The organism is Jannaschia sp. M317, assembly GCF_025141175.1.
Lineage (GTDB): Bacteria > Pseudomonadota > Alphaproteobacteria > Rhodobacterales > Rhodobacteraceae > Jannaschia.
Window position 1 is genome coordinate 1,415,021 of the sequence record NZ_CP081155.1, and the last position, 23,064, is coordinate 1,438,084.

A 23,064-nucleotide genomic window follows, 5' to 3' on the forward strand; every position below is an offset into this window, starting at 1 on the left:
AGCCGCTTTGCCGTTTCTTCATTCGAGTAAGGGCGCCGAGCTCTCGGCTCCTTACTGCCAAAGGTCTGAGGAAAAATGGAAAAATAAAATCGTCAGCGTTGCTGAGGTGTGCGGCGGAATCTTCTCGCGCGTTCAAGCCGGTCGCGGTCAACGGCGTCAGCATCTAACCCTTCGTCACCAATCCCAACCGTACAGAGCTCGATTTGCTCTCGGTCGCATACTATGAGGAGCGTTTCCAAAAGGGCTGGATTTATCCTGTGCCCTGCGATTACTCTCCGTATGGGATTGTCCAATTGAAAGTATGGTGTGTTGTTCAGTATTCTTATCTCCTGTTCGTATTGCCATTCATTGTATTTTGAGAAAAGTATTGTCCTTGCGGCTTCATCTTCATCATTGACCTCATCCATATTCAAGAAGGCAAAAACCCCGCGATACTCAATCGGTCTGATGTTCGGATGGTCGCTGGGTAAATCTACTTCTATCGCCAGGCCGTTGAAGCCATCCGCGTAATGGGACCAGAGCAAATGAGACTGAAAATCAGCTGATAGAGAGCAGACTTTGTAACGACTCTTTTCAGAGCCGATGCCTTTGACAATGCGCTGGGCTTCATTCTGTTGCCTGCTTGTCGAGTAAGCAAACATCCCCTCCATCGGGTCGTTCAGGCTCTTCCAGTCCGCGCAGTAAAGTCGGCGGTTCAGAATGATATCGAGTGTAAACTCAATGTTCTGCGCCGATCTGAACTTAAATGCTCTCATTCTTGATACCCCCATTGCTGAAAAATTCTCCGTCAGAATCTTTACTTACAACCTCGCTTTGTGCGGAGAGGGCAAGAAGCATCGCCAAGCGATCTTCCGTAACAGTAGGTACCCACGCCGACGATACGAGTGCCGTTAAACCTGTCTCTTCAATGGCGAGCCGCAGGCGCTGGTTGCGACCGTCAAACCGGTTTACCGCCGTTGAGAAGTGCTGGCTGATCACCATGGCTTCCAAAATGTACTCGAAGGCTTCCGCGACGGTGACATCTCCAAGTCCGACCAATCTGTATCGTAAAACTCTCAACGACAAGCGCGGCGCACTGCCGAGTTGCACCATGTTTGGTGGGGCGTTTTCCGCTCCTGCGAACGAAGCGCATTGGAGAAGCCCGAAGAAGCAGGGTACTGCAAAGCCTGGATCACGCTGACGGAATTTCTCGGTGATTTCCGCCATGATTGAGAAGGGATCAGGGAGATCGTTTGTGTTGACGGCCCTAATGAAATCTTCGACCGAGTTGGACTTTGTATCCAGTTCGAAGATCAGTTCTGCAAGGTTTCGGGCTTCGCCAAGACCGTATTCGGAGGGTGCCCATGACTTCTTGAAGCGCTCAGCCATCGCGGACGGATCAACGACATCGTGGCGAAGTATCTGGTCTTCACACCAGCTTAGTAGTGTTTCTAAGGCAAGTCGTTGCAGCTGGCGCATTTGAAGTGTGAGCCATTTTCTGCGGCATTCTTCGAGCGCGGCTGGAACATCATAATTCGATCCATCTGGACGAACGGAAAAGCACATGCCTCGTCTGATCTTTGGAATGCTCTGCGCCGCGCCAACCTCCTGCAAGTGATGGCGCGCAAGAGCGAAGGTCGTGCTGCGCCTGCTGAGCAATGTGTCGTTTGAGCCGATAGCCTCTTCAGACGTCAGCGCGCTTGAGAAGGTCGCCATTTCTTCCTGTTCGACCGTCTCGGGAGACCAAAGTGACCATAGGGCGATAGCGTCGCTCTCGTTTGCCTTGACGGGATCGAGCGTTCCCAACAGACGGTTGTACCGCTCGCCATCCTCACGCAGTTTGTTGTCGAGTGCTTGCGCCAATGCCGCGCCTGCCCTCGATACCCGGAAGAATCCTCCGCGTCCTGGAACGGGCGATAGAAATCCGAGTCCTGTCACCGTCTTTGACGCAGGCCCATACCAGAGAGCAGCAATCAAGCTTGTACTGCTCTGCACGCGGCCCCATGCGTCAAAGGTCAACGGCTTTACGCCATCCTGGTCTGGCGGAGGTGTGGCCGAAATACCGGGGATGCGCTCAGCTGTTTCGTGAAGGCTTGCCCCCCATGTAAAGAGCACCTCAATTCTTTCGCGGAAAAGCCTGAGGTCGTCACTGGTTGCTTCTTCAATCTTGGCTTCTGTGCAGAGGTCGTGGAACTTCCAGTAAATCCAAGACAGAAGCGAGAAGGGACGAATGTATGAAGTCACGTTGTTGATCGAGGGGATCATTTCTCCCATCATGTCGAGATTGGCTTGGCGCAACCCTAGAAAATCAACGCCGCTATTTTCGCGATCTAGCGGGGCTAGAAAAAACGGTCTTTGCGGAAGTTCTATGCTCATGGCTCAATATCCAATGAATATCGTTTACACTGGACGCAGTGACCAACTCTCTGACTCTGAAACTGATTAAGTTCCTGGGCCGGGTAGCTGCACCAACAATGGCTACATGCCTGATAATTTGGAATGGCGCGTTTGATCTGCTTCCTCCAGTTCGGTTTGGTTAGTTTTCCATGGAGGGATTGACCGAGTGGTGACCTAAATACCTCCCAGTCTTTTGGAATTTCTTCACCTTGCTCCGCAAGATGAAGGGCGTCTTCAAGTTGGCTGCGACGTGTTCTCGTCGTCAACACGCCTGTGAGTGCAGCTTCCAGTGCGTTCGTATCAAGCTCGGGCAGGAGCGTGGATGCAAACCCTGTTTTCGGATCGTGTAGGAGACTTCCAATCGCCAGCTTTTCATCGACGGCGCCAGAGCAAAATCTCTCCAGTGCATCGTGCAAGGCGACCAATTGTGTGGTGCCGGACGAGATGTCGGCGAAGGCGGCAAGTATTGCAGCAGATGTGAAGATGTGCTGCGTCAAAGCTGACATGCTGTCTTCATTGACTAGGCCGCGTTTGCTCGCATTTACAAACCATCGACCCAAGAATTCGCGCGCTCCATCCACATCATCGAGGCGGTGAAGACGCATCCACATGCCAACTTCAAGTTGGATCACCAGCAGACCCTTGAGAGCTTCGAGTCGATCCGCTGCATCTTTGATCATCTGATCGAGTGAACGCTCGAAGTCCTCTAGCCCAAGCCCATACGCATCATCGTCGGTTGTTCTTCGATGCTCGTCACTATCCTCGTCTTCAGCTACGACAGCATCCGCGCCCTCTAAACGCGATAACGCAAGCTTTCGACCGTGGCCGAGTAACATGCGTCGCAGGCGCAGCATGGCTGTTTCGAAGTGATCATGTCCTGCGCTGTCCGCCGCGATTGCGATACCCTCGATGGGTTCCAAGCCAGACATTGGGGCCAAGTCGTCGATGCGCACGCTTACGGTATGTTCGTCCGTATCGTTTGGCACGTCTTCATCGTCGTCGCTCGCCAGCGGAAGATTGAAGATGCGCAAATGCTTGTCCGCTTGGACGCTGAGGTAATCCAGCAGTGCTTGAATATCATCGTCCGTTCCATCTCTGCGCATAAGACGGCTCAACGCGCCGGCGGTCAGCCGTCGCCGTGAGCCGATACTCAACAACAAATCATTATGGACCCAGCCCCGCGCTTCGCGGTTATCGCGTTTGAGTACAATCTGAAGTGCGGGCAGCTCAGAAAATCCATCCAGATTTTCGTCGAACACTTCGAATGAGCCATTATCCTTGATCGTCACATCGCCGGAAATCGAAGCGCCATCTGCTTGAATTAGCCGATACGTCCATGGACCGGCAGTCTCTTGCAGACTAAGGATAGAACCCTTCAAGACGCGCGTATCGCGTTGATCAAATCGCGCGAAGACGACTTCCGATGATCCGAGGCCCGAAGGCATCTGGACATCAGCATCAAAGCTTGGCGCGTCACATTCCACCCAATCCAGATAGGAAGTTTTCTCGTCCATCAGCCGCAACACGCCGAGCTCGACATTGTCCGTGGTAGCCAAAGCCTTTCTTGTGGCGTTGACGCTGCCCGTCAGAAGTATCGTTCCGTCGGCTGTTGTCATTTCAATCCATTTTGCGTGAACAAAATTCTGGCCGGAAAGAACAGGGGCTTTCGGTGTGATGGGCATGGTCCAAGAGGCAGCTTTGGCAAAGGGGAAGGGGCTGCTTTTGGGCGATGTGACAGCGACCGTTGTCTTTCGCGCGCCTGTTCTCTCAGCCAATTTTTGAATAGCAAATCCGTCCGGGTCGAAGTAGGGGGAAATGATTTTCAACTCCTCGCATGGACCGCGCGTGCTAGCCGTGTCCACAAGCTGATCGGCGATCGGGGTCTCTAACGGGTGAAGAAGTCTGATCGGCGGCGTAGATTTGTCATCCGCGCCGCGACGTGATGCTTCTTCTGCGCGCGCCGCAAACTCGTCGATCCAGCCCGTCAATCCTGTTTGAATATCTGAACGGGTTCCTAAGCCCAGCAGGAAGTCGGCAAAGTCTTGGAACGCGGTGGCGTGGCTGTCAGGCGTCAGGGCTTCGAAGACTTCGGCATTTCGTCCGTGCCCGCCAAATGTCAGATTACCGCTGCCGACAAGAAGCATTTCTTGTTCTGACGATGACAGATAAATGCATTTCGGGTGAAAAACCCCGTTGGGCATGCCCACGGGAACCAATCTATATTCCTGGCCGACACGCATTGATCGTCGCTCCAGAAGAGATGCGCGATAACCTTGAGCGTCAGCAACAAGCCAAATATCGTCGCATCCAGCTTGGAGAAGTGGCCGGAGAACTTCGGATTCAAAATAGCTGAGGCTGAGGGCGTATGTTGTGAATAGCGCGTGTTTCCACTGTTGAGCCTCAAGGAAGTCCCGGATCGTTGGTTGTGCGTTGTCTGCGTTGTTGATCTCGTTCACCCAAGCCTCATTCAATGTTCACAGGCGATGCGCATTCGAGGTAACGGCAGAAGCCATTTGCGAGCTGCATCTGTCTTGGAGTTTTACACTCAGCTTCAAACACATTGGGCGAAGCGACGAGGATGGCGATGCATTGGGCCCGTGATATTGCGACGTTGAAGCGGTTGGCACTGTATAGAAACTCCATGCCTCGCGGTGCGTCAGCGTGGCTGGATGTTGCCATCGAGTAGATCGTTATCGGGGCTTCTTGTCCTTGGAACTTGTCCACGGTCCCAACTCGCGCGTCTGGAAGGCGCTGCTGAATCTCGAAGACCTGCGCGTTATAGGGCGCGATGATGAGGATATCGTCCTCGGTGACATCGCGCACGACGCCGTCGCGGTCTGTCCATTGCGCGCCGCTTGCGAGGATTTGTCCGACGAGCTCGGCGACCGCGTCGGCTTCTTCGATGGATGCGCTTGTGTTGCCTTCATGCTTGATCGGTAGATATCGCAAGCCCGTTCCGGATATCGGACCGTCTGACGTGATGAGCTGACGCTCGCAATCTTCTTCGGCCTCCAACTTGCCTTCGTAGAAGAGCTCAGAGTTGAAGGCACAGATTTCCGGATGCAGGCGGTAGGTGGTTGCAAGGAAAAGGCCTTGCTCTTTTGTGATTGTCTGGGCTCCGCCGAGCAGGTGATCCAGCGCCGATACGCCGGTTCCATCCGGGTGTGTTCCCTGCGTTGGTTGTTCCAACTGTTGAGGGTCGCCGAGCATGACAACCGTTGGAGCTGCTTGGGAAACCGCTAGTGCGTTGGCAAGTGACATTTGCCCGGCTTCGTCGATGATGAGAACATCAACCAGGTTCTTGGCGTTTTCTGTGGCCCAGAAGAACGGTGTAGCCGCCGCCAACTGTGCAGCGCCGGAGCGGATGGCGCTGATGACATCGTCATTGCTTTTGGCGAAGGTCAGATGATCGCTCGGGTCTTCCTTGTGACCGCTCTCGGGTTTCTGGATGCAGACGAAATTTGCGCCCCGTTCCGGAGCGGCCTTGATGGTCTTGTCGACGAGGCCCCGGATCACCTTGTGGCTATTGGCCGTGATGCCGACCGTCTTGCCCTGATTGATCAGCTCGCAAATCATGCGCGCGCCTGTATAGGACTTCCCGGTACCCGGTGGCCCTTGGACGGGTAGCGCGCCCCCATTCATGAGGCCTGTTAAGCGCAGCGCAGCATCGAGGGTTGTTTCCCCATCTTTTTGAAACGCTTGGCCGCCTGCATCCATCGGTTTGCGCAGCAGGATTTCCCTTGCGGCTTGGTACTCGCCATCACCGCTGATGCCATGTTCGGCGACGTATTCCCCAAAGCGGAAGAGGGCAGCGGCCTGTTCTTTCGGGTCGATGAACTTGTGTGCGTAGACCGCATCGGGATGTATGTTTGCGGTTGCCTTGGATTTTTTGATGTCGATGGTGTTGGAATCCGGCGAAACGGCGAGTGCCGTGCCGAGTTTATCGCCTCCAACATTGTGAAGGTTTTCGTCCCCTCTGATGTCGGTATCTTGTGGCTCGAAGCGGTAGCGATCCGTTGGAATGCCTTGTTTCGAGCGCTCAATCGTTTCGACGTACTGAAGACGGCCAATGGCTGCTTTTTCTTCTAAGAGCTCCTCCGCACTGAGGTCCTTCAGACGGAAATACTCCCACCAGGTGGCCTTGTTCTCGCGGCGATGCCAATCGATGATGTAGGCCAAAATCCAGCGTGCCTGCTCCTCGCTCGTCCGTGCTTCAGGATCGACGGGCACGTCACGCGTTAGACGCTCAATGAGCTCTTGAACGCGTTTCTGCCTTTCATCGAGTTCTTCGCTTGGGCCATCTTGTCCTGGCGCTGGCCTGGGAACGTCAGTGCCTGCTGCGATCAATTCCGAACGCAGGTTCTCTAGCCAGTCTCTTAGGCTTGCCGTCGCCAGACAGTCATCTTTGTTATAGGCGGCGACTGTCTGTTTGGTCTCTTCGTCGATGGATGGGACATCATTCAGTTCCAGACCCGCCGAAACTTTGGTTAGGGCAATGTTGGCGTCGCGCAGAGTGGTTGCGCGCGTAAATCCGAAGAATGGTTCCAGCGATTTAAGCGAATAGCTCTCTACGCTGGCCCTTAAGGCATTGCGGGTCACACTCAACAGATCGACTAGAACAAGGCCGCGAAGGAGGTTATCCACCTCGTCCTCTCGGGTTGCATAGCGTCCCATCAGACGCTTGAGCGCTCCAGGCTCGTATCCCCCAAAGTGATAAATATGCATATCGGGGTATGTCTGCCGCCGCGCCGTAACAAAATCGATGAAGCGCTCGAAGATCAGCTTTTCGCCTTCGCGGTCAAAAGCCCAATCGGCGATGTATGCGCTCGCGCCCGTTTCATCTGCGTAGCTATACCCGAACAGATATTCGAGTCCGTGCTCGCCGACGAATTCGTCGCCTTCAATATCAAAAAAGACGTCGCCCTCTGAAGGTTCGGGAATGGCCGCGAGACCGAATTCAGGAACAACATTCAATAGCGTGTATTTGTACTGGCCCGTGCGTCGCCCTTCGACCTGGATTGCTGCTTGCTCCCGCGCCTTCTCGATGGATTGTGGCGAACCGCGCTTGGGCTTGAATGGCACAGGCAAAGGCATCTCGGCGAGTGCCTCAGTTGTCCCGAAGCCGTTTTCCTTCAGTTCCGCTATCTGGTTCTTCGTGATCCCAGCCACCAGGCACAAATGATCGTCTTGCCGCCTAAGCGCGTCACACTGGTTTTCCCATCGGCAGATATCGCAGTGCGATTTGGGTTCTGGATAGGTCTCAGCTCCGTTTTCTTCCGAAGCGGCGCGCTCAGCCGCACTTTTCACACGACGATAATAGGCCGCGTAGTCCGCGTACCGAAAGCTTTGAGGTTCGAAATCTGACCAAGGCGCAACCACATGCACATAGTCCGGCGTGATACCCTGCATGGCTTCCAGGAGATCGGCATATAGGCAGAGTTGGAGGACCGTTCCGCCCTTCGTCTCGCGCGCGAGTTTTGTGTCGATGACTTCGTAGGAGTAATCGCCCAGCTGGCTCGGCTTGCTAACACGGCGCAGGATATCGGCGCGTCCGCGCCAGCGATTATTGCTCAGCGCGGCCTGTATGATGATCTGCTTGCCTTCGCTCATGGCTTCGCGTGTGGCCTGAACGGCCTGCGCTGTAATATCCACACCATCTATGGCCGCTATCTCATAGCCGTTCGCCTTCAAATGATCGATGTATGCAGCTTCATGTCTGTGTCCCCGCTCACGCAGGATTTCGAGCAACGGGTCGTATCGATCCGGTTTTGCCATGCTGCCAGCGGCGACTTGAACGTCGAGTGCCGTCAAGTGATTGCAGTTCAAGTGGCCGACGAGATCGGACGCGCTGAGAATAAGTTCGCCATCTAACTTTTTCATGATTCACAATACCTTGGTTTTGGCATCCTTGGCGATAATGTGTGCCTCCGGAAACCGATTTGATCCACAATATTACTTGCGCACCCTACGGGGGCCGGGCTCTCGTGAACGGAGCCTGACAGGCCAGTCTCCGCCATCCGGCTTCGATCCCTTGCGCTATCATTGCCAGCCGTGAACGGCTGACATCCTTCTCTTTCATTGGGGCCTGATGGCCCATCACCCGTCAAGACCAAGCCCTTCGCTATGGCTGCGGGCGAAGGCCATGGGCCGTGGCTCGGCTTCGCCTGCGCCCGCACCACCCACCATGGCCTTCGGTCTGGACGGTCTCCCCCCTCTCTTCGCCAGAGGGGCAGTTCGGTTGCATGCGCAACCGAACAAAGGAGAAAAAAGACATGAAAGCAGATGTTTATCAGAAAGTCACAGACAAGATTATTGCCGATCTGGAGAAAGGCGAGCTGTCATGGCTGAAGCCGTGGAACGCTGGAAACCTTGAAGGGCGGATCACCAAGCCGCTACGGCACAACGGCATGCCTTACAACGGAATCAATATCTTGATGTTGTGGGGGGCGAGCGTTGAGGCGGGTTATCTCTCCCCGTACTGGATGACGTTCAAGCAGGCGAAAGAGCTTGGCGCTCACGTCAAGAAGGGCGAGCGCGGCAATCTGGTCGTTTATGCCAACACGATCACCAAGACCGAAGAGCAGGACGATGGGAGCGAGGAAGAGCGCAAAATTCCCTTCATGAAAGGCTACAGCGTTTTCAACGTCGAGCAGATCGAAGGCTTGCCCGAGCACTACTACACCAAGCCCGAGCCCGTGATTGATCCGGCCTTGAAGATCAGCCACGCGGAAGAGTTTTTCGGGCACACGGGCGCAGACATTCGCCATGGCGGGAACAGCGCCCATTATGCGAATGGCAGCGATCATGTGCAGATGCCAGCCTTCGAGACGTTCCGCAGCCCCGAGGCATACTACGCAACTCTAGCCCATGAACTGACTCACTGGACGAAGCACAAGAGCCGCCTTGACCGTGACTTTGGCCGCAAGCGCTGGGGTGATGAAGGTTACGCCCGCGAAGAGCTGGTGGCCGAGCTGGGCGCGGCGTTCCTTTGCGCCGATCTGAAGCTGACCCCCGAACCTGGCAGCGATCATGCCGCCTATATTCAAAGCTGGCTTAAGGTATTGAAGGAAGACAAGCGTGCTATCTTTGCCGCCGCCGCCCATGCGCAGCGCGCCGCAGATTTCTTGCATGGCCTGCAACCCCTCATCGAGGACCAGCAGAAGGACGAAGGAGTCGCCGCGTAAGCGGCGACATTCTTGCCTTAAGAAAATTTCGCGCCCGCCTTCCGGCGGGCGCATACCTACGGGCTTTTAGCCCTCGGGGAAAAGCCCCGGCATCCAACGCTCGGCGTATTTTGCCGGGAAAGCTAGATGCAGCGGCGCGCGCGTGCTTTCGGAGCGAAGCGCTCCGGCCTTGAGCAGGGCTGAGGTGATCCGGCGGGAAGTGCGCTCGCTTGTGCCAAGTACGGAATCCACCTCGCCGCGCTCCAGCACACCCTGATAGAGGATCGCTTTCAGCACCAGATCGGATTTCGGGGGCAGGTTTCCGGCGCGCATTTCTTCTTCGGCCCAGATCATTATCCGGTCTCGCAGCCGTTCCGCCTGCATCAGAGAGCCCATAAATTCGACCTGATCGATGCTGATGCGCAGGAAGAACTCCGTAAAGGAGGCCAGCGCCGCTTCGCTGAGCGTGCCGCGTCCATCCCTATCGCCGCGCCTGTCTCCATCGCAGGCCTGCAAATGTGCTTTGTAGTCAGCTTCGCGCCGCGCAAGGCCGCGCGCGACTGACCAAAGCCCACGCGTATCAAGAGAATTCCGCAGCATGGCATAGGACATCAGACGCGCCACGCGCCCATTGCCATCCATGAATGGGTGCACCCAAAGAAGGCGGTGATGCGCGCAGGCAGCGGCCAGGATCGACTCGATGCGGCCAGCGCGCGCGTAAGCTTGATGCAGTCGATCCAGAAAGCGCGGGACAGCGCCAGGGCTTGGCGGTATGTGCCGCCCGACCTGCACATAGCGTTCGCGGAGCTGGCCAGGCACGAGCGGCAGCTTTTCCTTTGTCTTGGGGTCTTCCACGAAGAGCAGGTCTTCCGGCAGCAACTCACAGAAGCGGCGATGAATCTCGATGATCGACGCGGGAGCGGTCGGGGGTTCTTCAAGCCCGCCATCATCAATCCATTTCTGGACAGTGATATGAGCCTGGGCTTCGAGCTGGAGGTCGCGCTTCTTGGGATCAGCGCTGTAGTCACCCTCAAGAGCGCGTTCGATATCAATGGGATGCGTGTTGTGGCCTTCGATCAGATTCGAGTAGTAGCAGTTCATTGAGCGCACCAGATCGGCCAGTGCCGCCGCGATGGATTCGGGCAGGCTGGCACGGAAGGCGGCGGATTTTTCGGCCAACTCCAGCGCCAGATCACTCAAGACCGCACGGCTAGGAGAGCCCTCGCTCACCATGAGGGGCTCAAAAAGACCTATACTTTCACCATCGTCGTGCGCCATGTTTGTCCTGCATTTTGGCCGGATAGTTAAATTCACTTATTCTAACTATATCATAGCTTTATGATCTGTGAAAGCGTTCTGAAGTCCGGCTTAATGGCCGCTTCTTTGGCCGCTTTCATGGCCGGTTGTCAAGGAAGCGACTGGCCGACCGGCCAGCCGCCAGACAGTTAGAGACCTGGACCGCGCGCGGCCAACTCATCTTCGATGTTGCGCATCGTAGCCAGCGCGTCGCGGCGCTCCTGGCTGCTGCGCGGGGCACTCGCAAAGGCGTTGAACGCCTCGGCCAACAGGCCATGCAGTTCTGCCGTGCTGCGGGATGCCGCTTCAAAGCGTGAGACGAGTTTCATCGTATCCTCCTTTTGCTTCAAGGAGGCCCCGAACCACTCAGGGCCTTTCGGCCCCGGCACACACCATCATCGGCCAATGGAAGGTCTGATGGTTCGGGAGGTTTCTTGATCCTGCATACAGGCGGATGCGCGTGAAGCGCTTCGATATCGTCTTTGAGGTGGTGATCTCCAGCAGCGCTAGCGGAATGCGTGGCCTATCGGGCGATGTCCGGCAGTAGTATTTGCGCGGCACTATCGGCAGCCATGTCCCGTGCTCCAATCCCGTGATTTCTTCGAAGATGACTGATGAGCCGAAGCCAGACTTGACGTTGGCGCGGCTGGCCTTGGCCTGTGGTGTTTTTTGCTACCGATACTGTCCGTCTCGTTTCCTTGGGAACTGGCTTGCAACAGTTGCCCTAAATTCCCTGGCCGGATGCGGCCCATCTATCAACATCCTGCCCGCTCCAAGTATCCGTGTTGGATATGACAGCTGGTCCTTTGCCTCCGGCGCTTCGGGAGGGCGTTAGCAAGCCAAACCCAAGCAAAGGAGAAAGAACATGGCCCGCGAAAACTCAAACCAAACCCAAGTCCTCAACGCGCCCGACTACATGGCATGGCACGTCACCCAGAAGGGTGCGAAATCCTACTGGAACAAAGTTGGCGCGGCATGGGCGCACAAAGACGGAAAGGGCTACACCCTCCAGCTGGAGACCTGCCCGATCAATGGCCGCATCGTCCTGCGCCTGCCGCTGGAAGATGCACCGCAAGCCGATAACGAAGCGGGGCGCTCATGAGCGCCCCTCTCGAAATTCCGGTAATCGAGGTCGATCCAGCACGCCTCGAATCTGGAACTTGGTGCCATGAGCGGGACCGCCAGATCGGCGAAGGCGACATTGCTGCCTCCTACAGCGCAGACAAGATCGCACTCGAAGGCCGGGTCCGTTCACCCTTCACATATCGAAACACCCTTTGGGTCTGCACGGGCATGGTCTCACACAGCAGCACCCGTGCTGCGACCGCGTACCAGCTCTTGCCCGCAAGGTTCTTCGATGGCATGCCGATCAGCTATCATGAGATTTCGATGCTTGGTGACGAAGCGCGAAACCGCCTTGAAGGCTTCTACCACGGTATGGCGGTGCACCACGGCAAGCAGGATTATGTCCTGATTGGCCCGAGCGCTTTGTTCATGCCATCGGAGGACGTGCAGACACCGAGGCAGGCCGATCTGTTTGATTTGCTTTAGGAATGAGCACCGTCTGATAGGGCGGTTTTCTGAATGAATGTGTCTAAATCCATTGAAATGGGTCAGTAGTATTGACATTTTTTAAACACAGCATATGGTGGCTCTTTAAAAATTATTATTATTTTTGTGAGGTTCAAAAAATGGGCAAAAGGGATAATACAATTAAGGCAGTTTTTCTTACCGCAGCCGGTGTTGGGGCCGCCCACTATGGCTTTGATGGCGCGGATAGATCATTAGTCGAGTCTTTCTCAGTGGGCGCAGCCGCAGGTTGGGGAGCCCTTATGGGAGATGTCATTAAGACGATACTGGATAGAAGGAGCGAAGCAGCTTCTTCGGAAAACAACGATCCGCCTGAACCTCCTCATTCCTTGTAAGGAAGTTGAGAATAGGACGATCAAGATGGCTCGTCATCATACCAGTCATCGCGCTTTGCCGACGGTTTGAACTCAGGCACGAGCACGTCCGGCTTTTGCTTGTGCCTGGCGTGGGTAAGTCGGATTGCAAGTCGGATTGTATCCTCCGCCTTCAGTTTGAAATGCTCTCGAAGATCATTCAGCTGGCGAGCATGTGCATCGTCCAGGTTCAGCATTATTGTGTGTCTCATGGCTTGTTACTCCTATTACTTGTTCTGTTCAAAATCCGGACCTTGATCGCGCGTTCTGCGTCGATCCCTTTGACGCTTTCCGTCCTCTTGCTTTCGCTGGGCCGTCTCAGGCACGCGTCCCATCGTGATGGCGAGCGCCATATCGGCTGCGAGCCCATACAGCGTATCTTGCTGGTGTTTGCGCACACGGTCGGCGGTTCTTTGAAGTCGTCGCCGTTCGGCGATCTGCTGTCGGATCAATGCGTGCTTTTCGATCCGGTCGCGCGCCTTCGCCTGCCTGATCTCGGCCTCGTTAATCTCTCTGAGTTTCCGATTCTTGCCAGTGATCCAGCCCCAAAGACCTCGAATGCCGCGCGGTGTCCGTGAGGCCCGAGCCTTTTCTTCGATCTTCCAGCGTTCTTCTTGCTTCCTGCGCAAAGCGTCGCGTTCACCGCGTTGCCGTTGAACGGCCTGCTCGGACTGGAACGTGATCGACAGCCGCAACTGCTTGGCGCGCGTTTCCGCTTCCTGAGCCCATTCCTTGATCTTGGGCGTCAGTTGTCCGCCGATATACGCCTTGGTCTCTTCGACAGAAAGAAGCTCCCTCATGTCGCCGAGCCGTGCAGTCAGTTCCTTCTTCTTGACACCGGCAGCGCGTGACAGGGAGTAAACCTCGCCCCGCCAATCGATGGCGACGTAGCTACGCTTGTCGCCGTGCGCGAGCCAGAATCCCTTTTCCCTCAGCGCCACCTCGAAGCTCTGGCGCGTGTCGGAGACGTTCCAACATTCGCGGAGCAAGGCCTTCGTCTCTTTGGCGTCGAGACCGGTACGTTTGGCTTGCTGCCATTCGTGCAACGAGAATTTTAGCGGATCGCGCTTGCGGAAGTCCTGAAGACCTTCCGGTAATGGCCATCTGTTTTCGAGGAAAAGCTGCTTGGAGATGCCGGTCAAACGCCTCTTGTAGAAGGAGATGTTGATCGCTTTCATGTCCTCGGAGTCGATCCGCGACCACACGGCATGTGCGTGGCGTCGGCCCGCCTTTTCGTGGAATACAATCGCACGGGGCTGGCCTTGCAGGCCGAGCCCCGCTTCGATGCGCTCGATTGCCTTCTCGAAGGTTTCGATAGGCACATCCGCGTATTCAGGCGGATTCAAGCTGAGGGAAAACAGGTGATTGACGCACCGCGTCCCCATGGAGATGGCCTCAGCTTCCAGGAGCGCACCGTGCAGGTCGTCGGAGACGAAACCACGCAGATCATGCAGCTCGACGTGGTCGTTGTCGCGCATGTTCAGGAGATGGCGTGCAAGCTCCTTCGCGTTTCCGCGTTCGTTGCCGTTCAAGATCATGACGCACCCCCATCCTTGCCGAAGGCTTCGAGCAGAGCGGTTCTCATCTCGTGGACCTCGCCGCAGGCCCGGCGAAGGTCAGCTTCTGTCTCGGGATGCACCGGCAGGGTGCCAGTGTTTACGGCTCGCGCCATTTGGTTGAGGTTTGCAGACAGACGTGACTGTCCGAGCGCGGCCAGCACGCGGCCTAAGGCCTCGTGGTCTTTGACCGGCTGGGTGTTCCGTCGCCGTACTTTAGGCAAGCTGCTGCCGAAGAGCACCGCCTTGATATAGGTGCCAAGCGGCACGCCGTTTGCGGCGTCCTCCAGCTTGGCACGTTCCTCGAATGTCAGTCTGAGCGAGAAGGGTGCTTCACGCTTTCGCTGGCTTCCATGTCTATTGAACTCGGTTTGCATGTCGGGTTCCTTTCGGACCCGGCATGACGGCGAAAACAACTTTCCTGAGCGATTGAATCATAGTTTCAACCGCTTAGGAGGCGTATCGCCATGCCGAGAAGTCTGGCGCGAAGATCAGCAAGTTAAGTTGGTTGCGAGCCCCCGCAACCAACTTATCCTGCGACCCTCGCAGGTTAAGTTTAGATCGCCCTCCCGCAACCAACTAAAAGCTGATAGTTCAGTGAGATAAACGCCGCCCCTTCGGGGCGGCGTTTCTCGTTGGAAGGCCGTGTCCGTACTGGGGCCGTGCTTGAGGGGCGAAAAAGATACGGTCGAGGTGAGATCGCTCTGTAGACATGTGAGGAAAAAAGCGGAGAGCTGCCGTTTGCTGAAGTATGGTTGTGCAGGACACGGTTGCGGATCGGCATTCCGTCGACCTCGAACTACATTCGCGTTGATGAACCGGGTGCCAAATACTACAACGTCTACAGCAGGATAGGTCGGTGGTTCACGGCGATCTGATGAAGAAGCATATTTCGACTTACGGTCGGGACGAGGCGTTCCGGTCCGTGGTCGAGCAAATCATCGGTGAGGAGGAGCGCAAGAACAAGCACGTCCTTGCGCGATCGCTTCGGGCGTCGCTCGATCATCTGGGAGAAGGGGTAACAGCCGGTGCGATGTCGCGGCTATTGCCGTTCCCCGACGAAATGGAAGCAGTGGGATGAGTCCGTCCGGGGAAAGGGGCCATCCGGACTTCAGATGATTTGTGCAACAGAGTCCTTTCAACCGACTGATTGAGGCGAGCGCACCGGCGTTGGCCTATCCGAGTTCCATTGACGCTATCGCATGAAACGCAGGGGCTTCGGCCTTTGGGGCTTTGCCACGGACCATTCTCGCAGTCTCGAAGGTCGCTTCAAACCCACGTGACGTCAACATTCCGGCGAGGGGTGAGCCGTGTTCCTGGACGTCGATGAAATAGGGGGCAGGGCGTCCCTCGAACGGATTTGAAGCCAAAAGCGCATCGGCGTCGGAGTCCGTCGTAGCGTGAAAAGGGCCGACCTTGATGCCGGTCCGGCAATGCCGGAACGTGGCGAAGCCCGTGACGGTTGTTCCATCAACCAAAACGACCGTTTTGCGTGTTTCCATTTGGTCAAGCCACGCGGTCGCAAAGGCCACGCGGTGCATGCCGGATGCGTTCATATCGCGTTCGACCAGGGACGGTAGTTCAGCGTGCGTTGCCAAGCGAACGCGGGGTTGATGTCTTGCTGGGACATGTCCCTCAAAACGGATCGTGCTGCCGCATTTGACGAAGCCCGAACGGGCGTAGTTCATCTGCTGATCCGGCACGCCATCCAAAGCGATGCTGCGGGTACCGGCATGGGCTATTCCTGCGCGCCAGACCTCCATCCCATAGCCTTGGCCCCTGTAGTCCGGCCTGCACAGATAGAGCCCTAGAAAGGCAAAGTTGCTGTCGTGGTTGACGACCGAAATCGCGGCGACAGGATCGCCGTCGAGTTTCTTGATGAAAAAACCCGACGGATCAGACGCCCAAAATGCCGGTGCATCTTCCAGGCCCGGGTTCCATCCCTCGTCTGCGGCCCAGTCCAGCACCTTTTCCAGATCCTGGAGGGTCATCGCGCGCACGGTCATGACGTCAGCGCGTCCTTCAGGGACAACGTCCTTTCACCCCTCTCTCGCAGGTCAAGCGCCGAATGGAGATCGACCAGATGGCTTCGCATCAGCTCCTCAGCCTGGTCGCCATTCTGATCGGCGAGGGCCTGCACCAAGGCATGATGCGCATGTTTTTCGCAGAGCGCGCTTTCCCGTCGCCAATACAGCGCGATGATCAAAGAAGAGCGTGCGACAAGCGTTTCAATTATGCCTGCAATCGTCGCCTGATCTGCGATCCGGGCGATTTCCATATGAAAAAGACCTGACAGGTGCAGCGCCCTGCCGGGATCCGCCGCGTCGAGCGCCGCATGTTCGTCGGTGATGTGACGTTCAAGCTTGGCAATGTCCGCAGGTGTCGCACGCGATGCAGCGCTGCGGGCTGTTCGCGGCTCCAGAAGCTCTCGCGCTTCGAAAACTTCATGCGCATCCGAGGTGGATGGCGAAGCGACAAAGGCACCTTTGTTGCGCCGGATATCGACCAGCTTGATGTGCGACAGACCGAGCAAGGCGGCGCGAATCACGGTACGGGACACGCCGTAGATATCGGCAAGATCGTCCTCACCGAGCTTTGTGCCGGGCATTATCCGATGTTCATGGATCGCAAGAGACAACGCTTGCGCGATGGTTTCGCTGCTTGCAGGCCTAGAAGTAGCTGGATTTGGACGGTTCAACATTTCGCTTCCTCAGGCCCCGGGAATGGCAGAGGTCTCGCGTCGCTTCAAGTCGGTGAGTTGTACGCAGTAGTATTCAACATTGTGTACAATGATGTGTTCAATTTCCGCGCTTCCGTCAGATTTGGTGCCTAAAGTTTCAGCAAGGCTGGGTTTGGCGCTGTGAAATTTCCATCTGAGTTTGCGCTTTTCCAGTCCGGACGTCTTGGGTGGCTCAGTGCATCGGAGAGCTTGTGATCGCCATGAAACAGGACCTTGAACTGGTATCAGTGACCAAGCGTTACGGCCCAACGATTGCCGTCGATGCGATCAGTCACAAGTTTCGACCGGCGGGCTATGCGTGTTTGCTGGGGCCGTCGGGCTGCGGGAAATCCTCCACGCTGCGTATGATCGCGGGACACGAGACAGTGTCTGACGGTTCGATACTCTTGGGTGGCACCGACATCTCCGACCTCGCGCCCGCGAAACGTGGCACGGCCATGATGTTTCAGAACTATGCACTGTTTCCGCATCTGAGCGTCACCGACAATGTCGCGTTCAGCCTGAAGATGCGAGGCGAAGACAAATCTGCGCGCCTCAAGAAGGCGGGTGAAGTGCTGGAACTGGTCGATCTGAGCGCGTTGGGAGACCGGCTCCCTGACCAGCTTTCGGGTGGCCAGCAACAGCGGGTCGCACTGGCGCGGGCACTGATCACGCGGCCTCAGGTTCTGTTGCTGGACGAACCGCTTTCAGCGCTCGACCCCTTTCTGCGGATCCGAATGCGGGGCGAGTTGCGCAAGCTGCAACGGGAGTTGGGGATAAGCTTCGTCCACGTCACGCACGGCCAGGACGAGGCCCTGGCACTCGCCGATGAAATCGTCGTGATGAACAACGCGGTTATCGAACAGGCCGGGTCTGCCCGGGACGTGTTCAACGCCCCCAAGACCGCCTTTGTCGCGCAATTCATGGGCGGCCATAACGTCATCGCCTTGCCAAAGGGACGCTTTGCCATCCGCATGGACGAGGTCGGGCTGTCGCAAAGCGAGGCGGGCCAGCTTCAAGGCAGCATTCTAGCCGTCGAATACCAGGGCGCGCATGTGTCCGTTCTGACCCGCATTGCCGGTGATCAGGAGATCAGCGCGTTGGTGCCCGAAGGCGTGTTTTTCAACAACCCATTCAACCCAGGCGATCAGGTCGGTCTGATCTGGGACGACGCGAAACTGCATAAACTCACGGCCTAAAATCAGTCTGACTCGGAGAGATAAAAGATGACCAAAGTATCAAGACGGAATATCCTCAAGGGCGGCGCGGCCTTTGCAGCTGGATCAACGCTCGGCGCACCAATGATTTGGGCGCAGAACATCAAGGACGTCACGCTGCGCCAGTTCGGCACAGGCGTGTCGAATTTGAATGACGTGGCCAACAAGGTCAAAGAAGACTTGGGCTTTACCCTGGAAATGACGGCGCTGGACAGTGACAGCGTCACGCAGCGTGCCGCCACACAGCCAGGCAGCTTTGACATCGCCGACATCGAATACTGGATCGGTAAGAAAGTTTGGCCGACCGGCAATCTGCAGGCGATGGATACATCTCGGATCGCGAACTATGACAAGATCGTCGGCATTTTCCGCAACGGTAAGCTGACGCCCACCAGCACAATCGCGCAAGGCACCGCCCCCCATACCGTCGGTTTCACGTCCGGGCCGAACGGGACCGAATTCGTTCAGGAAGAATCCGGCTGGATGACTCTGATTCCAACGATCTACAACGCTGACACCCTGGGTATTCGCCCCGACTTGATCGGGCGTCCGATCAACAATTGGTCTGAGCTGCTCAACCCTGAATTCGCGGGCAAGGCCTCGATCCTCGATATCTCGTCGATCGGGATCATGGACATGGCGATGGTCGTCGAATCGATGGGTGAATACACCTATCCCGACAAGGGCAACATGACCCGCGAAGAAATCGACATGACCATCGGCATCTTCACCGAAGCCAAGCGCAACGGTCAGTTCCGCGCCTTCTGGAAGTCCTTCGACGAGAGCGTCAACCTGATGGCCTCGGGCGAGGTCGTGATCCAGTCCATGTGGTCGCCGGCGATCACTGCGGTGAAATCCCGTGGCGTGCCTTGCGTTTACCAGCCCCTGGAAGAGGGCTACCGTTCCTGGGGCGGCGGTCTGGGCATGTCGGCGGCGCTGACAGGCTTGGAGCGGGACGCGGCCTACGAATACATCAACTGGTATCTCGACGGTTGGGTCGGCGGCTATCTGATGCGTCAGGGCTATTATTCCGCAGTGCCGGAAACCTCCAAGAACTTCATGTCCGAAAACGAATGGGGTTTCTGGTTCGAAGGCAAAGAGGCCACCGATACCATCACCTCCCCAACTGGCGACCCCTTGGCGCAAGCCGGCGAAGTCCGCGACGGCGGGTCTTTCGAAGACCGCATGGGTGCTGTTGCCTGTTGGAACGCCGTCATGGACGAAAACCAGTACATGGTTCGCAAGTGGAACGAGTTCATCGCGGCCTGATGACAAATGGGACGGGCGCAGGTGCGCCCGTTCTACCCTGACGTGGAAGGCCGACCCGTGCTGAAAAACAACTCGATACTTGGATGGCTGATGGCCCTGCCGATCATGGCGGTGCTTGTCATCTTTCTCGTCCTGCCGATCATCATGATCGTGATCGTCAGCTTCTGGCAGGCCACGGAATTTTCCATCATCCCGGCTTTTGATTTCGAGAACTACGAATTTCTATTCGGCTCGAACGTCACGTACCGTGTCTTTTTCAATACGTTCAAATATGCGTTCATCACCTGGGTGTTCACACTAAGCATCGGCTTTACCGTGGCGTACTTTCTGGCGTTTCACGTTCGCACCCTGACCTGGCAGATCGTTTTATTTCTGCTTTGCACGATTCCGTTTTGGACATCCAACATCATCCGCATGATCAGCTGGATCCCTTTCCTTGGCCGCAACGGGATCGCCAACTCAAACCTGATGTCCTGGGGCGTCATCGATGAGCCTCTTGACTGGCTCTTGTTCTCAGACTTTGCGGTGATCCTTGCATTCGTCCATCTGTACACGCTGTTCATGGTGGTCCCAATCTTCAACACGATGATGCGGATCGACAAATCCCTGATCGAGGCGGCTCGGGATGCAGGTGCATCGGGCGCTCAGATTCTTTGGAATGTCATCATTCCGCTGACCAAGCCCGGCATCATGATCGGCACAATCTTCGTGGTCACGCTCGTGATGGGGGACTTCATCACGGTGCGGTTCATGTCGGGATCTCAATCCGCCAATGTCGGACGATTGATCTCCAACGATATCGCGCTTCTGGCCTATCCATCTGCATCCGCCACGGCGGTGGTGCTCCTCCTGACGGTTTTGATCGTGATTGGCATCATGTTGCGTTTCGTCGATATCCGGAAGGAGTTGTAGAATGGAGCCGCGCTCGAAATCCTTTTACATCCTGGGCACCTTTTTTGCAGTCTTCCTGCTGTTCCTCTATGGCCCGACGATCACCATCGCGATCCTTTCCTTTCAGGGTCCTGGCGGAGGACTGACGTTTCCGATGCAAGGCACGTCGCTGCATTGGTTCCGCGAGCTGTTCGAACAGCAAGCTGTTGGTGACATCTGGGGAAGCTTCCGGCGGAGCCTCGGCCTGGGCCTCATGGTCATGGTGACGACGGTTGTCCTGTCGGTGATGGGGGGGCTGGCCTTTCGAAAGCGGTTCAAAGGATCCGGCATCCTGTTTTATCTGATCATCACGTCGCTTGTGATCCCATCGATCCTGATCTCGCTCGGCGTCGGGTTGGTGTTCTCGCAATCCGGTTTGACGGTACATTGGTCGACCTCGGGCTTTGGGGCGCAATTGACCTGGACACTTCCTTTTGGCCTTTTGATCATGTTCGCCGTCTTCAACCGCTTTGACAAAAGCTATGAGGAGGCGGCGCGCGATCTGGGCGCGACCCCATGGCAAACGCTCCGCCACGTCGTCTTGCCGATCATCGGCCCGTCGCTGATCGGCGTTGCCCTGTTCGGCTTCACCCTCAGCTACGACGAATTTGCGCGCACCCTTCTGACGGCGGGCAGCTACAACACGCTGCCGCTCGAGATCTTCGGCATGACGACGAATGTGACCACACCGGTTCTTTACGCCTTGGGAACTCTGACCACGGTGTTTTCGCTGCTGATGATCGGCTTGTTTTTGTGCCTCGCGGTTTGGAGTACCCGTCGCAAGGCGCGTGCGGGGTCCGATGCCGGGCAGGGCACGTTATGATTGTCTTGATCAACCCCAACAGCACGGTGTCCATGACGGATGCAATGCTACGCACCGCCCGCGAAACGGTCCCCACCGCGACGTTCAAAGGCTGGACATCCCATGATGGCCCGCCTTCAATCCAGGGTGCTGAGGACGGGCTGGCCGCCGAAGGCCCCCTGCTGGCGCTTGTTGCCAAAGCGTCCGAGGAGGGAGCCTCGGCCATCATAATCGCATGCTTTGATGACACCGCTCTGGAGGCTGCCCGGACAATTGCTAGGTGCCCTGTCATCGGCATTGGTCAAGCGGCGTATCATCTTGCCGCAGTCGCGGGCAGGCGTTTCTCGGTTGTGACGACCCTTGAGGTCTCGCGGCCAATACTCGAGGCCAACATCGCCGCCTACGGCCTCAGCGGTCACCTTGGTCGCGTTCGTGCCAGCGGAGTGCCCGTTCTTGCGCTCGAGCGCGATCCGAAAGCAGCAGCGGCGAGGATCCTTGCAGAGATTGAGATGGCCATACGCGATGACGACGTCCAGTCCGTTGTCCTCGGCTGTGGAGGCATGGTTGAAATCCACCAATCGACGACAAGTAGCGGGCAGGCCGTACGGTTCATCGATGGCGTAAGAGCCGCTGCGAATTTCGCCAGCCAGATTTGAGGGCTATCGATGCTGCAGGAAGGGCCCGTTGTGGCTGTTTGCCTACACACCTTTCATGCGACTACCCGAGATTGCCGCCGTTTGTGCGTTATGCAGCATCAGTCGATCCGGGCTCTTCCCTGACCTCAGATACAACGCAACATTCTGCGACATGATGCTGTGGTCAACGTCTGGGTTGTCTTTGTGGAAGGATTGGCAAGTCGGAGGATCAGTCTTGGAAACAACAGACTAGCTGGTCATTCGGACCCTTCGCCCCGCCTGAAACAACGGTCGTATCGTGGGCCGTAAGGGACCACTCAATCCAAAACACATCTGGACAAAAAGGGTGCGGCTGGAGTTGACCGAGAACCATCGCGATCCTGCTCTGTTCAATCTGGCCATCGACAGCAAGTTCCGCGGCTGTGATCTGGTGAAAGTTGGAAATCGTCTGTGTCATGGCGTCAGATCCGATCCAGGAACGCGCGTCCGCGTCGCAAAGCAAGACCCAGTAGCCCGTGCGCTTTGAAATTTCTCAAGGCGCGCGCGCACTGCTGGCCCGGTGGGTGCAGGAACCGCTCATGATCGGATCTGAATGCCTTTGCCCAGGGCGATTTCACGAATGGTTTCGCATCTCGACCCGTCAGTACACGAGGATTGTGCGAGACTGGGTGGCATCCATTGGCCTGGAAACCAGCGTATATGGAACGCATTCGATGCGGCAAACAAAGGTGACGCAGATCTACAAGAAAATCGGCAACCTTCGGGCCGTCCAGATGGTTTTGGGTCAGATCAAGATATGGACAGCACTTTCAGATACCTTGGCGTCGAGCTTGAAGATACGTTGGCGATCGCTGAAGCTATACGACCGCGCCGTCGTCACGGACGGCCCTTAGCCGCGGTTCTCCGGAAGCGTTGGAGACGCAGCGCAGCTTCCCCGGAACCGGTGTGTATCACTAGCGTACATTTGCTGTTGAGCTGATCTCCGCTCTGCGGACACGCATCGCCTGTCGGGAGAGGGGCCCTTCCTCTCGTCTGCTCTCCCTTCAGGATAATCTGCTGCACATATGGCATATGAGGTAATGAACCATGTCTGATGGATCACTGAAGCCAATATTCAATGATAAATCAGAAAACTTATCCGGTCAGATGATGGAATCA

20 protein-coding genes and 1 pseudogene are annotated in these 23,064 nt (G+C 56.4%); 10 read left to right on the forward strand and 11 right to left on the reverse strand.

Annotated features, from left to right (window positions below; genetic code table 11):
- Window positions 1-92: 92 nt before the first annotated feature.
- Genes K3551_RS07285 through K3551_RS07300 form a run of 4 tightly spaced genes read right to left on the reverse strand, consistent with a single transcriptional unit; the run spans window position 93 to window position 8,256 of the window.
- Window positions 93-755 carry a DUF2971 domain-containing protein gene (locus K3551_RS07285; RefSeq protein ID WP_259918831.1) on the reverse strand — a complete coding sequence of 221 codons (663 nt, stop codon included), beginning with the start codon at window positions 753-755 and terminating at the stop codon, window positions 93-95.
- Window positions 742-2,355, reverse strand: a complete 1,614-nt coding sequence (locus K3551_RS07290) for a hypothetical protein (RefSeq protein ID WP_259918833.1) — start codon at window positions 2,353-2,355, stop codon at window positions 742-744. The genes K3551_RS07285 and K3551_RS07290 overlap by 14 nt, the downstream gene beginning before the upstream one ends.
- Window positions 2,352-4,832 carry a hypothetical protein gene (locus K3551_RS07295; protein WP_259918835.1) on the reverse strand — a complete coding sequence of 827 codons (2,481 nt, stop codon included), beginning with the start codon at window positions 4,830-4,832 and terminating at the stop codon, window positions 2,352-2,354. Before K3551_RS07295 ends, K3551_RS07290 begins: the two co-directional genes overlap by 4 nt.
- 7 nt (window positions 4,833-4,839) lie before the next feature.
- Window positions 4,840-8,256: a TM0106 family RecB-like putative nuclease gene (locus tag K3551_RS07300; RefSeq protein ID WP_259918836.1), complete on the reverse strand. Its 3,417-nt coding sequence runs from the start codon at window positions 8,254-8,256 to the stop codon at window positions 4,840-4,842.
- Between the two features lie 392 nt (window positions 8,257-8,648).
- Between K3551_RS07300 and K3551_RS07305 the strand changes: the two genes are divergently transcribed.
- Window positions 8,649-9,560, forward strand: a complete 912-nt coding sequence (locus K3551_RS07305; protein WP_259918838.1) for an ArdC family protein — start codon at window positions 8,649-8,651, stop codon at window positions 9,558-9,560.
- Window positions 9,561-9,626: 66 nt separating this feature from the next.
- Here the strand turns inward: K3551_RS07305 and K3551_RS07310 are convergent, their stop codons facing one another.
- Together K3551_RS07310 and K3551_RS07315 are read right to left on the reverse strand one after the other, a co-directional pair.
- Window positions 9,627-10,817 carry a Fic family protein gene (locus tag K3551_RS07310; protein ID WP_259918840.1) on the reverse strand — a complete coding sequence of 397 codons (1,191 nt, stop codon included), beginning with the start codon at window positions 10,815-10,817 and terminating at the stop codon, window positions 9,627-9,629.
- Window positions 10,818-10,984: 167 nt separating this feature from the next.
- On the reverse strand, window positions 10,985-11,164 hold the full coding sequence (locus K3551_RS07315) for a hypothetical protein (protein ID WP_259918842.1): 180 nt from the start codon (window positions 11,162-11,164) through the stop codon (window positions 10,985-10,987).
- A gap of 536 nt (window positions 11,165-11,700) precedes the next feature.
- Between K3551_RS07315 and K3551_RS07320 the strand changes: the two genes are divergently transcribed.
- Complete coding sequence (locus K3551_RS07320; protein ID WP_259918844.1) at window positions 11,701-11,937, forward strand: hypothetical protein; 237 nt, start codon at window positions 11,701-11,703, stop codon at window positions 11,935-11,937.
- Window positions 11,934-12,386 (forward strand): hypothetical protein, encoded by a 453-nt coding sequence (locus K3551_RS07325; RefSeq protein WP_259918846.1) that lies wholly within the window; start codon window positions 11,934-11,936, stop codon window positions 12,384-12,386. The genes K3551_RS07320 and K3551_RS07325 overlap by 4 nt, the downstream gene beginning before the upstream one ends.
- Before the next feature lie 394 nt (window positions 12,387-12,780).
- Here K3551_RS07325 and K3551_RS07330 read toward each other — a convergent pair whose 3' ends face one another.
- The 3 genes from K3551_RS07330 to K3551_RS07340 are packed head-to-tail and all read right to left on the reverse strand — an operon-like array spanning window position 12,781 to window position 14,711.
- Window positions 12,781-12,975 (reverse strand): hypothetical protein, encoded by a 195-nt coding sequence (locus K3551_RS07330; protein ID WP_259918848.1) that lies wholly within the window; start codon window positions 12,973-12,975, stop codon window positions 12,781-12,783.
- A gap of 30 nt (window positions 12,976-13,005) precedes the next feature.
- Window positions 13,006-14,316, reverse strand: coding sequence for a relaxase/mobilization nuclease domain-containing protein (locus tag K3551_RS07335; RefSeq protein WP_259918849.1), 1,311 nt, complete (start codon window positions 14,314-14,316; stop codon window positions 13,006-13,008).
- Entirely contained in the window at window positions 14,313-14,711 is a 399-nt protein-coding gene (locus tag K3551_RS07340) for a hypothetical protein (RefSeq protein WP_259918851.1), read from the reverse strand. The genes K3551_RS07335 and K3551_RS07340 overlap by 4 nt, the downstream gene beginning before the upstream one ends.
- 482 nt (window positions 14,712-15,193) lie before the next feature.
- Between K3551_RS07340 and K3551_RS07345 the strand changes: the two genes are divergently transcribed.
- Window positions 15,194-15,415 carry a hypothetical protein gene (locus K3551_RS07345; protein ID WP_259918853.1) on the forward strand — a complete coding sequence of 74 codons (222 nt, stop codon included), beginning with the start codon at window positions 15,194-15,196 and terminating at the stop codon, window positions 15,413-15,415.
- Window positions 15,416-15,509: 94 nt separating this feature from the next.
- Here K3551_RS07345 and K3551_RS07350 read toward each other — a convergent pair whose 3' ends face one another.
- Window positions 15,510-16,340 carry a GNAT family N-acetyltransferase gene (locus K3551_RS07350; protein WP_259918854.1) on the reverse strand — a complete coding sequence of 277 codons (831 nt, stop codon included), beginning with the start codon at window positions 16,338-16,340 and terminating at the stop codon, window positions 15,510-15,512.
- The gene (locus tag K3551_RS07355; RefSeq protein ID WP_259918855.1) at window positions 16,337-17,035 is read right to left on the reverse strand and encodes a GntR family transcriptional regulator; all 699 of its coding nucleotides are present in this window, start codon (window positions 17,033-17,035) and stop codon (window positions 16,337-16,339) included. Before K3551_RS07355 ends, K3551_RS07350 begins: the two co-directional genes overlap by 4 nt.
- 233 nt (window positions 17,036-17,268) lie before the next feature.
- On the opposite strand from K3551_RS07355, the gene K3551_RS07360 reads away from it, so the two are divergent.
- The 6 genes and pseudogenes from K3551_RS07360 to K3551_RS07385 all read left to right on the forward strand — a co-directional run.
- Window positions 17,269-18,252 carry an ABC transporter ATP-binding protein gene (locus K3551_RS07360; protein WP_409197425.1) on the forward strand — a complete coding sequence of 328 codons (984 nt, stop codon included), beginning with the start codon at window positions 17,269-17,271 and terminating at the stop codon, window positions 18,250-18,252.
- 27 nt (window positions 18,253-18,279) lie between these two features.
- Window positions 18,280-19,539 (forward strand): PotD/PotF family extracellular solute-binding protein, encoded by a 1,260-nt coding sequence (locus K3551_RS07365; RefSeq protein WP_259918857.1) that lies wholly within the window; start codon window positions 18,280-18,282, stop codon window positions 19,537-19,539.
- A 90-nt stretch (window positions 19,540-19,629) separates the two neighbouring features.
- Window positions 19,630-20,451: an ABC transporter permease gene (locus tag K3551_RS07370; RefSeq protein WP_259919517.1), complete on the forward strand. Its 822-nt coding sequence runs from the start codon at window positions 19,630-19,632 to the stop codon at window positions 20,449-20,451.
- A 1-nt stretch (window position 20,452) separates the two neighbouring features.
- Entirely contained in the window at window positions 20,453-21,292 is an 840-nt protein-coding gene (locus K3551_RS07375) for an ABC transporter permease (RefSeq protein ID WP_259918859.1), read from the forward strand.
- Window positions 21,289-21,927 carry an aspartate/glutamate racemase family protein gene (locus tag K3551_RS07380; protein WP_259918860.1) on the forward strand — a complete coding sequence of 213 codons (639 nt, stop codon included), beginning with the start codon at window positions 21,289-21,291 and terminating at the stop codon, window positions 21,925-21,927. The genes K3551_RS07375 and K3551_RS07380 overlap by 4 nt, the downstream gene beginning before the upstream one ends.
- Window positions 21,928-22,201: 274 nt before the next feature.
- Window positions 22,202-22,768: pseudogene (locus K3551_RS07385) on the forward strand (tyrosine-type recombinase/integrase); the annotation flags it as partial.
- Between the last annotated feature and the right edge of the window lie 296 nt (window positions 22,769-23,064).

Excerpts from the sequence above, each read along its gene's own strand:
- K3551_RS07285 (WP_259918831.1), bottom strand. The coding sequence starts at position 755 with ATGAGAGCATTTAAGTTCAGATCGGCGCAGAACATTGAGTTTACACTC.
- K3551_RS07290 (WP_259918833.1), bottom strand. The coding sequence starts at position 2,355 with ATGAGCATAGAACTTCCGCAAAGACCGTTTTTTCTAGCCCCGCTAGAT.
- K3551_RS07300 (WP_259918836.1), bottom strand. The coding sequence starts at position 8,256 with ATGAAAAAGTTAGATGGCGAACTTATTCTCAGCGCGTCCGATCTCGTC.
- K3551_RS07305 (WP_259918838.1), top strand. The coding sequence starts at position 8,649 with ATGAAAGCAGATGTTTATCAGAAAGTCACAGACAAGATTATTGCCGAT.
- K3551_RS07310 (WP_259918840.1), bottom strand. The coding sequence starts at position 10,817 with ATGGCGCACGACGATGGTGAAAGTATAGGTCTTTTTGAGCCCCTCATG.
- K3551_RS07315 (WP_259918842.1), bottom strand. The coding sequence starts at position 11,164 with ATGAAACTCGTCTCACGCTTTGAAGCGGCATCCCGCAGCACGGCAGAA.
- K3551_RS07320 (WP_259918844.1), top strand. The coding sequence starts at position 11,701 with ATGGCCCGCGAAAACTCAAACCAAACCCAAGTCCTCAACGCGCCCGAC.
- K3551_RS07325 (WP_259918846.1), top strand. The coding sequence starts at position 11,934 with ATGAGCGCCCCTCTCGAAATTCCGGTAATCGAGGTCGATCCAGCACGC.
- K3551_RS07330 (WP_259918848.1), bottom strand. The coding sequence starts at position 12,975 with ATGCTGAACCTGGACGATGCACATGCTCGCCAGCTGAATGATCTTCGA.
- K3551_RS07335 (WP_259918849.1), bottom strand. The coding sequence starts at position 14,316 with ATGATCTTGAACGGCAACGAACGCGGAAACGCGAAGGAGCTTGCACGC.
- K3551_RS07340 (WP_259918851.1), bottom strand. The coding sequence starts at position 14,711 with ATGCAAACCGAGTTCAATAGACATGGAAGCCAGCGAAAGCGTGAAGCA.
- K3551_RS07350 (WP_259918854.1), bottom strand. The coding sequence starts at position 16,340 with ATGACCGTGCGCGCGATGACCCTCCAGGATCTGGAAAAGGTGCTGGAC.
- K3551_RS07355 (WP_259918855.1), bottom strand. The coding sequence starts at position 17,035 with ATGTTGAACCGTCCAAATCCAGCTACTTCTAGGCCTGCAAGCAGCGAA.
- K3551_RS07365 (WP_259918857.1), top strand. The coding sequence starts at position 18,280 with ATGACCAAAGTATCAAGACGGAATATCCTCAAGGGCGGCGCGGCCTTT.
- K3551_RS07370 (WP_259919517.1), top strand. The coding sequence starts at position 19,630 with ATGGCCCTGCCGATCATGGCGGTGCTTGTCATCTTTCTCGTCCTGCCG.
- K3551_RS07375 (WP_259918859.1), top strand. The coding sequence starts at position 20,453 with ATGGAGCCGCGCTCGAAATCCTTTTACATCCTGGGCACCTTTTTTGCA.
- K3551_RS07380 (WP_259918860.1), top strand. The coding sequence starts at position 21,289 with ATGATTGTCTTGATCAACCCCAACAGCACGGTGTCCATGACGGATGCA.